We start from the raw sequence: 12438 nt of genomic DNA, 5'->3' as shown, positions 1-12438 counted from the left end.
GCAGCTGGGCACAAACAACTAAAACGCATTCAAGTCGCAGTTTCGTACCAGCCAAAACTGGCTTCTGCTGCTTTGAACCTGACTCGATCGTTAGATCCACTTGGCTCTCCCGAAAGAGGGGATGCAAGATTCAAGCAACTTCAGTGTAGCTTCCATTCGTATATTGCAATCTGCGAACCTGCGCATTCCTTGGAGCAGTTGGCGAAGCCAGCTACAGATCGCAGTTCGCATTAGCAGCCTTCGGCAGCTCCGGTAGGGAATTCCCGCGTTGGCTTTAGCAAGCCATTCGCAGTTCACCGGGCCGCAGTCACTCAGGCAACCCAGCTAGCCGCAACCCATCAGCAAACCGTGCAAAATCCTCAGGACGCTGGATTGGCAGCCAGTCCTTCAGGTTGGAGACGCGCAAGGATGGATCCAGCTCGTGCAAACGCTGCATCGCCTGCTTCGCTTTGTCCATGCGTCCGCTGAGCGCATGACTGGCCGCCATAAGGGCAACCGACACCAGGAGGCAGGGCAGGTTACCCAGCGCCTTTTCCGCCCAGGCAGAAGCGGGATCGAAGCGCCCGGCGAAGAAGTGTGCGAGTGCCATTCCAACCTGCATCCTGAACATTTCCGGATCCAGCGGGCTCAAGCGAACGGCATGGGTTAAATCCGCAATGGCGGCGTCTGCTTCACCGCGCAGTGCGCGCAGGATTCCGCCCAGGTACCAGGCGGGGGCGAGGTTGGGGTTGAGCAGGCGTGCCCTGTCGAGCAGGGCAATGCCGCCATCAATATCGCCGGCGAGATGGCCAAGTGCATGTCCGCCTCGCGTCAGCGCCACCGCATCGTCCCGGCCGAGTTCCACCGCCAAACGCGCAAGTCGTGCGCCCTCGGCGATCTCTTGAGTCCGATCGGTCATCCAGCCATTCAACTTACGCCAGAAGTGACACCAGGCTGCCATGCCATAGGCCGATGCAAATTCCGGATCGAGCTCGATGGCCTTGTAGAACAACGGCAGCGCTTGCTCGATGGCTTCGCGGGTGCCGTTGTGCAGTTTCGGCATTCCGCGCAGGTAATAGTCGTAGGCGTCCAGGTTTTCCGTCGGTTTGCGCTTGGCGCGCTCGATTTCCGCCCGTTCCAGCTGCGGTGCTATGGCGCCGACGACGCTTTCGGCGATTTGATCCTGCAGCTCGAAAATGTCGTGGAGCATGCCTTCGAAGCGCTCTGCCCAGATATGCATCCCGGTCGTCGCGTCGATGAGCTGCCCGGTGATGCGTACCTTGTTCCCGGACTTGCGCACGCTACCTTCCAGCACGTAGCGCACGCCGAGCGTCTGGCCGACGCCCTGGACGTCCACGGCCCGGCCCTTGTAGGTGAAGCTTGAATTGTGTGCGATGACGAACAGCCAGCGGATACGCGACAGGGCGGTGATGATGTCCTCTACCATGCCGTCGGCGAAATACTCCTGCTCCGGATCGCCGCTCAGGTTATGGAAGGGCAGGACAGTAATGGAGGGTTTGTCCGGCAGGACGAGCGTGGGCGCAGGCGTTTGCTTCAGGTCCACGGGCGTGGGTTCTTCGATGTCAGGCTGTCGCGTTTCCCCGACCTCATCCACCTTGATCTCGCCGACGAAGCGGTATCCCTTACGGGCGACCGTACGCACCAGGCGCTGCTCTTCGCCGGTATCGCCGATGGCCTTGCGCACCGCATTGATGTGGCTGGTGATGGTCGACTCAGAGACGATCCGACCGCTCCACACGGCCTTGAGCAGGTCGTCCTTGCTCATGACGCGATCGCGGTTGCTGACGAGTTGCAGCAGTAGATCGAAGACCTGCGGCCCGACAGACACGACTTGCCCGCGCAAGGTCAGTTCCCGGCGCTGCTGATCGAGCACGTAGTCTTCAAACACGAATTGCAAGGTGAGGATCCCCTGGTCGAGCGCCCTCGACTCCGTGTCTGAGCTGGCGGTGGGTAAGTGGTATCGATAATACGGCAGCGCCTGACCCGCTGCACCGTTTGCGGCAAGGGAGACCCGTCGAATAACTGTTTTTCTGGACGAAAAATCAAGCTTCCCTGAAGGCAAACTCAAGGCCGGTACAAGGACGTCCCTGACGCGCGCTGGCACTCTCGATCTACATCGACAGCAATGGTTGCAGTCGAGAAGCGGAGAGAAACCATGAAGATCGTCGTCATTGGAGGCACCGGCCTCATCGGATCGAAACTTGTGCAGAACCTCCGCGAGCGCGGCCATGACGTGCTCGCAGCCGCCCCCAGCACGGGCGTGAATAGCATTACCCGCGAGGGCCTGGCCCAGGCGATGGATGGCGCCGATATTGTCGTCGACGTGGCGAACGCGCCTTCGTGGGAAGACCAGGCCGTTCTCGATTTCTTCGAAACGTCGAGCCGTAACCTGCTGGCTGCCGAGGCGGCCGCTGGCGTTCGCCATCACGTGGCCCTGTCGATCGTCGGCAGTGAACGGCTTCCCGAGAATGGCTATTTCCGGGCCAAGGTCGCGCAGGAAAACCTGATCAAGGCATCCAGCATTCCTTACACCATCCTGCGGGCCACACAGTTCTTCGAGTTTGTCGGCGGCATCGCGCAAGCGGCCACCGTCGGCGAGGAGATTTGCCTGTCTCCGGCGCTGATCCAGCCGATGGCGTCCGACGACGTGGTGGCGGCGCTCACCGAGGTCACGCTGGCAACACCGGTCAATGGCACGGTCGAAGTCGCCGGTCCCGAGGCCATGCCACTCGACGAACTGGTCAGGCGCTTCCTGCGTGCCACTCAGGACACGCGCAAGGTCGTGCCGGACGTGCACGCGCGCTACTTCGGTTCGGTGCTCGACGATCAATCGCTGACGCCCGGCAAGAACCCACGCCTTGGCGCAATCCGCTTCGAGGACTGGCTCGGTCAGTCGACGGCTCGGTAACGGGCCGCGCGCTCACACCACCTACGCACCAAGGAGCATTGCCATGGTTACCCGATTTCTCTTGGCCGCTGCCTTCGCAGCGCTGTCGATCAGCGCAGCGTCGGCCGCCGAGCCGCCCGCAGGCAAGGTGTCGGTCGTATTCGATCGGCCCATTCCCAACCTCCCAGGCAAGAGCATGAAGGGCGTGCTGGTCGAGTATGGGCCGGGCGCCGCGTCGCCGTCCCACACCCATCCGAAAACGGCGTTCATTTATGCCACGGTCCTGGAGGGCTCGTTTCGCATCAAAGTCAAAGGCGAGCCAGAAAAGATCTACAACGTCGGCGAAAACTTCGTAGAGGAGCCGGGCTCTGTGCACGAAGTCAGCGCCAACGCCAGCGACACGAAGCCAGCTCGCCTGCTGGCCGTGTTCGTCCTCGACAGCAACGAAAAGGAGCTCGTCACCCCCATCAAAAAGTGAGCCGATCAACGCGCTCATCGACGCTCGACAGCCGGGCGGCAGGTCACTGCCGTCCTGTGGCTGCTGTGGATCCTTGGCATTGAACAGGAAACAAGAACATGAATTCGCTTCAGGACAAGGCCGCCATTGCCACCGGCGCAAGCGCCGAGATCCCTGTCGTGGTGGCGCGGCAAAGCAAGAGAAAGATGATTGGCATCCTGCTGTGCATCGGCGCCGTGGTGGTCGTGGCCGGCGGATGGGCCATGGCGTTTTCGAGCGGTTCGACCTCCACCGATAACGCTTATGTGCGCGGCGACCTCACCTCGCTCGCGGCCAAGGTTGCTGGCTATGTCACGGCGGTAGAGGTCGAGGACAACCAGACCGTCCGGGCGGGTGACGTCCTGTTTCGGATTGACGATCGGGACTATCGCGCACGGCTTGCACAGGCAGTGGCCAATGTCAGCGCTGCCGAGGCTCGCCTGACCCATGTCGATGCCGAAACCCAGCTTCAGCGTGCCCTGATTCGACAGGCCGAAGCCCAGCGACGCTCGGCCGCCGCCGAGATGAATCTGGCGACCAAGACCCATGATCGCAGCCAAAAACTTATCGTCAGCCACGCGGTCAGCCAGGCCCTGGTCGATGAAACCGGCACGGCACGCTCCAGAGCCGAGGCGACGGTCTCGGCAGCTTCGGCAACGGTCGAGGCTCAACAGCAACGCATCACCGTCCTCGTGGCCCAGCGAGAAGCTGCCGTTGCTGCTGTGGCGCAGGCACAGGCCGCGCGCGATCTGGCCCAGATCGATCTCGACAGCACCGTGGTACACGCGCCTGTTGATGGCGTTATCGGTAACCGTCAGGTCCGGGTCGGCCGGTTCGTTACGCCGGGAGGGGCCTTGCTCGATATCGTGCCGGTCAATGATGTGTGGGTCGTGGCGAACTTCAAGGAAACCCAACTCGAACATATCCGCCCCGGCCAGCGCGTGCGCATTACGGTCGACGGTTATCCCGACGGGGCACTTGAAGGCGTGGTCGACAGCTTTGCGCCGGGTAGCGGGTCGGCGTTCAGCTTGCTGCCCACAGACAACGCAACAGGAAACTTTGTGCGTGTCGTGCAGCGGGTTCCGGTAAAAATCCGGCTTGCCCACAACCCGTTACCGGGCCGCATCGTCCCTGGCTTGTCCGCGCGTGTCGAGGTTGCGCAAGGGGACGGCTCATGAGCACGATTGCCAGCGCCACGCGGAGCAACGCCAGCGCTACGACCGGTGTCCTGCTCATGGCGGGCATCGTGCTCGCCACGCTAACGGAAGCGATCGCCAGCACCGTTCTGTCGCTCGGACGCAGCGACATCATCGGCGACACCTATGCGACGCCTGATGAGTTTGCCTGGTTGGATATCGGCTACATCGCGCTCAAGCTGATCGGGTTCATGACCGCCCCTTGGCTGATGAACCGTTTCGCTGCGCGTCATGTGATCATCAGCTCAACCCTGGTCATGGGCCTGGCGTGTGGCATTGCCGCGATCACCGCTCGGCTGGATTTGCTGGTTGCACTTCGAGTTATCCAGGGCTTCGCCGGTGGCACTCTGCTGGTCGGGGGTCAGGCGATCATATTTCGCGCTTATCCGCGGTCCCTTCAGCCAATCCTTCAAGCGCTGTTTGCCATGGGCTCCGTTGTCGCGCCCGCGACGCTCGCCCCGGCGCTTCAAGGGTGGCTGATCGATAGCCAATCCTGGACATGGATCTTCTTCAGCGTTGTCCCGATTGCCTTGGCGGCTAGCGGGCTTGTGCTGATCGCAGACGGCCCAATGCCCGCCAAGGTCCGGCAGCGTCCGTTTGACTGGATCGGCTTCTCGCTGATCTCAACCACGCTGTTGTGTTTCACCTACGTTCTCAGCCAGGGCAGCCGATGGGACTGGTTCGAGGAGCCACGCATCCTTTGGCTAACGGTGATCGGCGCAGCCGCTCTGCTGGCATTTCTGGGGCAACAAGTGTTGGCCAAAGGGCAGGGCTTGCTCGACTTCAGCCTGTTCAAAACGAGCGATTTTTCCTTCGCCTTTATCGTCAGTTTTGTCGCCGGCGCCGCCTTGTTCGGCAGCGCGTTCCTGATTCCGGCGTTCGCCCTGTCGGTCCTCGGGTTCACTCCTACCGATGCCGGTCAGCTGCTGTTGCCCAGTGGCGCGTTTTTTGTTGGCGCGCTTCTCATATCTGCTTATCTCATGCAGGCCCACCGCGTTGCGCCGTTCGCCACCGTGCCCTTTGGAATCCTGATGATCATGGTGGCGATGTGGATGCTGTCCGGTTCGACCAACGAAAGCGGCGCGGACGACATGATGGCAGCTATCCTGTTGCGCGGGTTGGGGCTTGGCTTCCTGTTTCTATCGATCACGCTGATCGCTTTCAGCCACCTCAACAGCCGAAACCTCGCTGGCGGAATAGGCCTTTTCAATACGGGTCGCCAGTTGGGTGGCCTTATTGGGGTCGCAGGGCTCCAGACACTGATCGACCATAACGTCGTCACCAATGCCGTGGTCCTCGGCGCCAACGTCACCCCGGGGGGAGCCGCACTCATCGAGCGGATGACGAACACGACAGCCATGCTGGCCGTGAAAGGCATGGATGCAGCGGCCGCTGGCCGGGCAGCGACGAGCCTTCTGGGCCGGTTGGTGACAAGTCAGTCCATGGTGATTGCCTTCGACACAGCGTTCGTCGCCGTGGCCCTGCTTTTTGTAATCGCTGCCCCCATCCTGGTCGGCATCAAGATCGGATTCGCGCGATCCGAGAAAGTGCGCGCTTCACGAGCAGTTGCGTGAGACAGCCCCGGCCCGAGCCTTCGACAGCTCCTACAGTCACCAGCTACCGTAGGGAATTCCGTACTTTTCAATGTAGTGCTTGGATGCTTCAGACTGCGATCGGCTATTGCTCATGAATTACATTGATCGCCCCTGCCAACTGTTTGGCAACCGACAGCAATCGGCCAAGAGCGGTCGTTGGCGACGGGGGCTACGAGCTCGGCTGTCGGTGCCGGGCATAGAGTATTGAACCACCCACTCCCGACGTTCCTCTAGTTTGCAGTTCAAACATATCCGGATACCCCTTGATCAATTCACTAAGCTTTTTATAACCATGGGTGCGAGGGTCGAACTCAGGTCTCAATTTGCTGATGTTGGTGCCCAGCGCACCCAAGTGAGCCCAGCCGTCCTCGTCGGCAATGTCATCCAAGATCTTTGCGATGAAACTTACTGGTGCCTTGGGTAGCTTTTTTACTTCGGGTGTACAGGCGACTTTGACGGCCTCGATTTCGACGGGTGGCTCAGGTTCGGGTCGACCATGTCCATTGCTTGCAGCAACAAGCACTTCACCGCGCAGCAATTCGGTATAGATGAACTTGTCGCAGGCCGACACGAACGGTCTCGGGGTTTTTTCTTCACCAAACCCGTAGACCGTCAAACCCTCTTCTCGTAATCGCGAAGCGAGGCGGGTGAAATCACTGTCGCTCGAAACCAGGCAGAAACCGTCGAAGCGTCGGGTGTACAGCAAGTCCATTGCGTCGATGATCAAGGCACTGTCTGTTGCGTTCTTACCTTTGGTGTACGCGAACTGTTGGATAGGTTGAATCGAATGGTCGAGTAGCACCTTTTTCCATCCACCCAACTGTGGGCCAGTCCAGTCGCCATAGATCCGCTTGACGTTGGCGACACCGTACTTGGCGATTTCTTCGAATAAACCTTCAACAATTGCTGCGGGGGCATTGTCGGCGTCGATTAACACTGCCAAGTGTTTTTGCGTGGGGGTGGGTGCGTGGATGGCCATGGGTCGTCCTTGAGTTGAGGACTTCAACATACCGTTAAATAACGGATGAACAAAGGGATCACCGTTTCGCGCTAGAGAGCGTGTTTTGCCAACGGCTACGGGTTTGCGGTGATGTGCAAAGCGGAACGATTAGCCAATGGCTTTTAATCGACCAGCCGCTGGACAGACTAGTGGCAAATAGTTAGCGTCGACCTTCTGCACTGAATCTTTACCGCAGCTGAGCTTGGCGTCATCCATGTCTCGTTTCTCCCTGGGCTATGTCGCGTTGCTGCAATTCCTCCAGGCTAGACAAGGGCTTGCAGGACGACAAGGAACGTTATACGACATCACTGTCGCTTTTAAACGCGACAGTGATGTCGCCAAATAGTAGTTAGGCGTATTAGTTGGAGGAGTTGCAATGACAACAATCGATGTGAAATCCCGATTCGAAGCAAAGCTTCTTCGTCCGGCAAAGCCTGGTAATGATACGTCGTGGGCGTTCGTAGTACTGCCAAGAGACGCGAGTGAACAGCTTCCGAGGCGAGGAAGGACGACAGTTGAAGGCACAATCAATGGGCACCATTTCCAGGCAACCCTTGAACCGGATGGTCAGCTGAGCCATTGGCTGCAGGTAAGTAGAGAGTTACACGAAGCCGCAGGCGCGGCCGTTGGGGATATCGTTACACTAGAGCTAACCCCTGTGAAGAAGGAACCCGAGCCTGACATCCCACCAGATTTTCAGGAGGCACTGGCAGCCACTCCTGAGGCTCGTAAAGTTTGGAACAATACGACGACCATCGCACGAGTAGACTGGATACACTGGATTACTTCAGCCAAGCAACTTAAGACGCGCGCAAAACGAATTGGTGATGCCTGCGATATGCTTGCATCCGGCAAGAAGCAGGTTTGCTGTTTCGACCCGTCTGGCTACTACAGTAAGGCCTTCCGTGCGCCTGAGGCAGAAAATTTTTAAATGGAACATTCCGTTGAACACGTCTAACAAGGCGCTCACTGGAACTCGCAAAAGCTACGCTTTTGCTCGCCTGTTAGCTTAATCGTTAGGGTGCACTCAATGGTCACGAGATGGGAATGCGTCTGTAAAAGTGAATCATGAGCCTGATCCAATAAGTGAAGCTCAATGGGCATGATCCGTACGTTTACTTAAAGGACATCCTCACGCGCCTGCCGACACAACGGGCGAGTGAGATTACCGACATGCTGCCGCATCGCTGGGTGCCCGTAGGGTGAATCCACAGTAAGTCCGCCCGGCGGATGGGTTCAGCGGCATGCCTGCCAGCGACCAACTACACTTTCTCCAGCCAGTCTGGGCAACCGTCCGGGGGGCACACTCCAGGAGGAATCATGACACGGAAGAATGTCTCCAGCCCCGAACCAGCGGGCATGAAACCCAATGCGCTATTGAGCCTGCCTGACATAGGTGCTCTCGCGGAGATATCCATCACCGATCCTGACAAAACGCACCCAGCGTGGATCAAGGAGCAGTTTCCTGAGTACGTGGACCCGCATGCAGGACATGAAGCCAGGACGGTTCGCGAGATTAACCACAAAGGGCATGTTGTCCGGATCGTGACCACCTACCAGGTGGAGGTTGATGGGGCTCCGGTCCAGGCGCATCTGTTTGTGGACGATGCGGGCCAGGTCCATACGCACGCCACCCCATTCGTCACTTACGGATCGGCTCTCGACTTGATGACCGCGGTGATCGATGCCTATCCGGAATCCTTCGCCAAGGGCGATGGCGACGGGGGAGAGCACCCAGACCACCCCGTCCACCATGCCCATGGAGCACATCATGATCAGGTCTAATGCTGTCAATGATCTCCCGGCGCTTAAGAAATACGTTGAAGGGGTAAAGCGACTCAAGGACCCCGCGCAGAATCCCTGGCCCGGGCAGGCCAACCTCTCGATTTACGACTCCTTCGTGGCCTGGCACCACCGGGCCATGATGATTTCAACGCCTGCCGGGCAGATGGCCAGGAACGCTGCGCATGGCGGGCCATCATTCTTGCCGTGGCATCGCTACTTCCTCGTGCGCCTGGAAACCTTGCTTCGCAAGGCGATAAACGACCCACACTTTCGAGTCCCGTACTGGGATTGGAACACTGACGCGGAACTTCAGGACCCGAGAACCTCACTCATTTGGTCGGATGAGTACCTTGGGCAGTTCGTGAATGGTCAGTGGCGGGTGCGATTGACAGGTAATGGCCGCACCATGGACCTGGACGGGGTAAACCGCCCCCTGGTGCGTTATCTGGGAAGAGGTGGGTCACTGCCCAGCCGAGCCAATGTGCGCAAGGTCATCCATGAAAACACGGTGTATGACAAAGCACCCTACAACGCGGCGCAGTCCACCGGTGGTGCGCGCAACAGCATCGAGGGATGGGCGGGCGAAGAACGCATTCATAACAACGTCCATGTGTGGGTCGGTGGTGACATGGGATTGTCGTCCTCGCCGAATGATCCAGTGTTCTTTCTGCATCATTGCAATGTCGACCGGCTCTGGGCTGCATGGCAAGCGAAGCATCCCGCCGCCGCATACGTACCTGCGGGAAATGCCCCGGACACCCTCAAGTTCCATCGGATTGATGACCCGATGTACAGCCCTTTCCCGGAAAAGGTGACGCCCCGGGATGTGCTGAATTACAGCCAGTATTACAAGTACGACACCTTGGGCGATTTGCTTTAGACAGCATCAAACGGTGGCGCCTGCAGTGATACTGAACGCCTGCTCTTCCAGACTGGTTTGTATCAACGCAGCCAGTTGTCGGGTGGCAGGCGCCAGGTGTTCTGCGCCACGATAAAGCACATAGCCGAGGGTCGGCAGCGTGGGTAGGCCGGCAATGACGGCGAGATGTCCTGGCAGTCCAATGCGGGTTCGCAACGTGAGGCCCAAACCGGCAGCAACGGCCGCCCAGATTCCACCCACGCTGGGGCTGGTCAGCGCGATTCGCCAGGGAATCCGCGCCTCATCCAGTGCCTGGGTTGCCGCGCTGCGCAACACGCAAGGGGCGTCGAACAAGATCAATGGCAGGGGGGAATCTACAGAGCAGTTGAGCGGTTGCGTATCACGAGATCCGATCCAGTACATCTGTGTTTCACCCAGGCGTGTGGCATAGGGGGACATGTGCCCTGTGTCCCAAGACAGGGCCAGGTCCAGGCCTCCGCCGTCGATCAATGCAAGCAATTCGGTATTACGCGCGATCCTGACTTCGAGGCTCACCCTCGGGTACATCTTGACGTAGCGTCGCAGGATGTCGCTGAGAAAGTGTTCGCCAAAGTCTTCCTGAAGCCCCAGGCGTACCGTTGCGGCGGTCTGGCTTTCGTGCAGCGTCTGGAAAATGCTGTCGTTCAGTTCAAGCAGTCGGCGAGCATGGCTGAGCAGGGTTTCACCCACCGGCGTCAGCACCAGCCCTCGACCGGATTTGGACAGCACTGGCGTGCCTATCTGTTCCTCAAGCTTCTTGAGTTGTGCGCTCACGGCAGACGTCGAGCGATTGAGCCGATCCGCCGCTTTGGCAAAACTGTTGAATTCCACACCGGTTACGAAAGTACGCAGCACATCAAGATCGAAGGTTGGACGGCGCATCGAATCATCCACTGATTCAGGACTATGGTCGCCATTAAATCGGATATTCGGAATTATCGCGACTTGATAGTTTTCTCCTGTCAGTGGGTTTTTCAGGAGTAGACCGTTATGCCATTTGCACGTATTTCATTGCACCGGGGAAAGTCGGCCGAGTATTTACAGGCCCTCTCACAGGGGCTGCACGACGCATTGGTAGAAAGCTTCGAAGTGCCCATGGCCGACCGGTTCCAGGTCATTCACCAGCATGAAGTGGGCGAACTGATATTTGATCCCGGCTACCTGGGCGGCCCGCGCAGCCATGACTTTGTGCTGATCGCGATTACTGCCGGCCGCCCTCGAGACATCGAGACGAAACAGCGTTTCTATCGCAACCTGGTCGAGAGACTGAGTCGAGCACCAGGCATCGACGCTGAAGACGTCATGGTGGTGATTACCACTACCGCGGCAGATAAATGGTCGTTTGGTGGCGGGCGAGGTAATGATGGTGTACCTCAGGGGTGCATGCGGTCGGCGTAGGAGCTGGCGAAGCCTGCGATCTTTTGATTTTCAGCGGTTTCGCAAATGCCAAGATCAAAAGATCGCAGCCTGCGGCAGCTCCTACGGAGATGGCGTACTTCAGGGGGGATGCGGTCGGCGTAGGAGTTGGCTTGGGGGCAGGATTGACTAAGCAAAAGACAGACTCGAAATAAACAGGCCGCCACCTTATTTCCTGTCACGCCATCGACTTCGGGCATGGAGATAGGCAGTCAAATCGCTGTAGCCCAATTGAGCTGCAATCTCTGTCAACGACTCGCCTTGCAATTCAAGATGCAGTTCGAGTTCCGCACGAACCTGATCGAGTAATTGCCTGAAGGTTGTGCCTTGTTCTTCCAGGCGTCTGCGTAATGTCCTGGGCGTCTGGTGTAGCGCCTTTGCCAGATCGTCCAGATTTGGAGTTTCACCTCTCGCCAGAGATCGTCGCGCACCTTCGGCAACTTTGGCTGACCAACCGCTGAAATTGCGATGCGTGGCAATCCGTCGATCCAGCTCCTGAGTCAATAACTCCAACATCCCGTGATGACGGGTTTGCATTGGCAGGCTCAAGCTTTGGGTATGGAAATAGAAGCGGTTAACCGGGCAGTCAAACTCGATGCGGTCTCCAAACCACTGGGTGTATTGCTTGTAATACGACGGACGTGAATGCCTGAATTTTGCCAGAATCGGCTGCACATCCTGCCCCGTTCCACGTCGCAATTGCGCGATGGACATCACGCCGTAGTGTTCGATGACATACCGCGCCAACTCTCCAGGCGCATCGACGCACAGCTCGATCCCGACGCCGTTTTCGTCATTTACCAACCTCACATTGTCGGTGTCCGATGCAAGCGGTGCGTACCGCGCCCAAAGGTGCATGGACGACAAAACGTCGGGGCTATAGAGGCAAAGATAAGCCAGGACGTGCCAGTCCTGAGGCGTGAACAGCGCGAACAGTTTTAACCCGATAGCCGAATCAATGCGCGCCGCCTCGCGCCAAAGTTGATCCAGTTCGATCAGGCTGTAATCCGTGCTTTTTCGGGAAACCTGGCTGTCAAGGAAACGCTCCAGCACTTGGCCCAGCCGGCCTCGATGAAAGCGCTGGGGTGGGCGATTGGCCGGTTCTAGCTCAATTCTGTCCATTTCGCGCATTGGGAGGGCTGATTCCTGGGTTTCTAATGACATG

Annotated in this window: 12 protein-coding genes and 1 pseudogene; 9 read left to right on the top strand and 4 right to left on the bottom strand. The window is 58.5% G+C overall.

Annotated features, from left to right (window positions below):
- Positions 1 to 307: 307 nt before the first annotated feature.
- Positions 308 to 1897, bottom strand: coding sequence for a winged helix-turn-helix domain-containing protein (locus tag PMI36_RS18405; protein ID WP_008070777.1), 1590 nt, complete (start codon positions 1895 to 1897; stop codon positions 308 to 310).
- Between the two features lie 258 nt (positions 1898 to 2155).
- On the opposite strand from PMI36_RS18405, the gene PMI36_RS18410 reads away from it, so the two are divergent.
- From PMI36_RS18410 to PMI36_RS18425, 4 genes are all read left to right on the top strand, one after another.
- The gene (locus PMI36_RS18410; protein ID WP_008070775.1) at positions 2156 to 2908 is read left to right on the top strand and encodes an SDR family oxidoreductase; all 753 of its coding nucleotides are present in this window, start codon (positions 2156 to 2158) and stop codon (positions 2906 to 2908) included.
- Positions 2909 to 2951: 43 nt separating this feature from the next.
- A complete protein-coding gene (locus tag PMI36_RS18415; protein WP_008070774.1) occupies positions 2952 to 3365 on the top strand; it encodes a cupin domain-containing protein in 414 nt (137 codons plus the stop codon).
- Positions 3366 to 3463: 98 nt separating this feature from the next.
- Positions 3464 to 4561 (top strand): HlyD family secretion protein, encoded by a 1098-nt coding sequence (locus PMI36_RS18420; protein ID WP_008070772.1) that lies wholly within the window; start codon positions 3464 to 3466, stop codon positions 4559 to 4561.
- Positions 4558 to 6153, top strand: coding sequence for a DHA2 family efflux MFS transporter permease subunit (locus tag PMI36_RS18425; protein WP_008070768.1), 1596 nt, complete (start codon positions 4558 to 4560; stop codon positions 6151 to 6153). The genes PMI36_RS18420 and PMI36_RS18425 overlap by 4 nt, the downstream gene beginning before the upstream one ends.
- Before the next feature lie 190 nt (positions 6154 to 6343).
- On the opposite strand, the gene PMI36_RS18430 is transcribed toward PMI36_RS18425, so the two are convergent.
- Complete coding sequence (locus PMI36_RS18430; RefSeq protein ID WP_008070766.1) at positions 6344 to 7153, bottom strand: NYN domain-containing protein; 810 nt, start codon at positions 7151 to 7153, stop codon at positions 6344 to 6346.
- Positions 7154 to 7550: 397 nt separating this feature from the next.
- Between PMI36_RS18430 and PMI36_RS18435 the strand changes: the two genes are divergently transcribed.
- The 4 genes and pseudogenes from PMI36_RS18435 to PMI36_RS18445 all read left to right on the top strand — a co-directional run bounded on the left by PMI36_RS18435 (position 7551) and on the right by PMI36_RS18445 (position 9839).
- Complete coding sequence (locus tag PMI36_RS18435) at positions 7551 to 8105, top strand: YdeI/OmpD-associated family protein (RefSeq protein ID WP_008070764.1); 555 nt, start codon at positions 7551 to 7553, stop codon at positions 8103 to 8105.
- 134 nt (positions 8106 to 8239) lie between these two features.
- Positions 8240 to 8380, top strand: a pseudogene (locus PMI36_RS30460) (transposase domain-containing protein); the annotation flags it as partial.
- Positions 8381 to 8494: 114 nt separating this feature from the next.
- Positions 8495 to 8959, top strand: a complete 465-nt coding sequence (locus PMI36_RS18440) for a hypothetical protein (protein WP_008070763.1) — start codon at positions 8495 to 8497, stop codon at positions 8957 to 8959.
- A complete protein-coding gene (locus PMI36_RS18445) occupies positions 8946 to 9839 on the top strand; it encodes a tyrosinase family protein (protein WP_008070762.1) in 894 nt (297 codons plus the stop codon). The genes PMI36_RS18440 and PMI36_RS18445 overlap by 14 nt, the downstream gene beginning before the upstream one ends.
- A 6-nt stretch (positions 9840 to 9845) precedes the next feature.
- On the opposite strand, the gene PMI36_RS18450 is transcribed toward PMI36_RS18445, so the two are convergent.
- Positions 9846 to 10739, bottom strand: a complete 894-nt coding sequence (locus PMI36_RS18450; protein ID WP_008070761.1) for a LysR substrate-binding domain-containing protein — start codon at positions 10737 to 10739, stop codon at positions 9846 to 9848.
- A gap of 108 nt (positions 10740 to 10847) precedes the next feature.
- On the opposite strand from PMI36_RS18450, the gene PMI36_RS18455 reads away from it, so the two are divergent.
- Positions 10848 to 11255 carry a tautomerase family protein gene (locus tag PMI36_RS18455; RefSeq protein WP_008070760.1) on the top strand — a complete coding sequence of 136 codons (408 nt, stop codon included), beginning with the start codon at positions 10848 to 10850 and terminating at the stop codon, positions 11253 to 11255.
- A 186-nt stretch (positions 11256 to 11441) separates the two neighbouring features.
- On the opposite strand, the gene PMI36_RS18460 is transcribed toward PMI36_RS18455, so the two are convergent.
- On the bottom strand, positions 11442 to 12404 hold the full coding sequence (locus tag PMI36_RS18460; RefSeq protein ID WP_008070759.1) for an AraC family transcriptional regulator ligand-binding domain-containing protein: 963 nt from the start codon (positions 12402 to 12404) through the stop codon (positions 11442 to 11444).
- Positions 12405 to 12438: the final 34 nt, after the last annotated feature.

Origin of the sequence: Pseudomonas sp. GM79, from assembly GCF_000282495.1 — a bacterium.
In the GTDB taxonomy this organism is placed as follows: domain Bacteria; phylum Pseudomonadota; class Gammaproteobacteria; order Pseudomonadales; family Pseudomonadaceae; genus Aquipseudomonas.
This window is presented reverse-complemented; position numbering and strand designations above follow the sequence as displayed.

Coding starts and splice junctions, on each gene's coding strand:
- PMI36_RS18410 (WP_008070775.1), top strand. CDS start 2,156: ATGAAGATCGTCGTCATTGGAGGCACCGGCCTCATCGGATCGAAACTT.
- PMI36_RS18415 (WP_008070774.1), top strand. CDS start 2,952: ATGGTTACCCGATTTCTCTTGGCCGCTGCCTTCGCAGCGCTGTCGATC.
- PMI36_RS18420 (WP_008070772.1), top strand. CDS start 3,464: ATGAATTCGCTTCAGGACAAGGCCGCCATTGCCACCGGCGCAAGCGCC.
- PMI36_RS18425 (WP_008070768.1), top strand. CDS start 4,558: ATGAGCACGATTGCCAGCGCCACGCGGAGCAACGCCAGCGCTACGACC.
- PMI36_RS18430 (WP_008070766.1), bottom strand. CDS start 7,153: ATGGCCATCCACGCACCCACCCCCACGCAAAAACACTTGGCAGTGTTA.
- PMI36_RS18435 (WP_008070764.1), top strand. CDS start 7,551: ATGACAACAATCGATGTGAAATCCCGATTCGAAGCAAAGCTTCTTCGT.
- PMI36_RS18440 (WP_008070763.1), top strand. CDS start 8,495: ATGACACGGAAGAATGTCTCCAGCCCCGAACCAGCGGGCATGAAACCC.
- PMI36_RS18445 (WP_008070762.1), top strand. CDS start 8,946: ATGATCAGGTCTAATGCTGTCAATGATCTCCCGGCGCTTAAGAAATAC.
- PMI36_RS18450 (WP_008070761.1), bottom strand. CDS start 10,739: ATGCGCCGTCCAACCTTCGATCTTGATGTGCTGCGTACTTTCGTAACC.
- PMI36_RS18455 (WP_008070760.1), top strand. CDS start 10,848: ATGCCATTTGCACGTATTTCATTGCACCGGGGAAAGTCGGCCGAGTAT.
- PMI36_RS18460 (WP_008070759.1), bottom strand. CDS start 12,404: ATGCGCGAAATGGACAGAATTGAGCTAGAACCGGCCAATCGCCCACCC.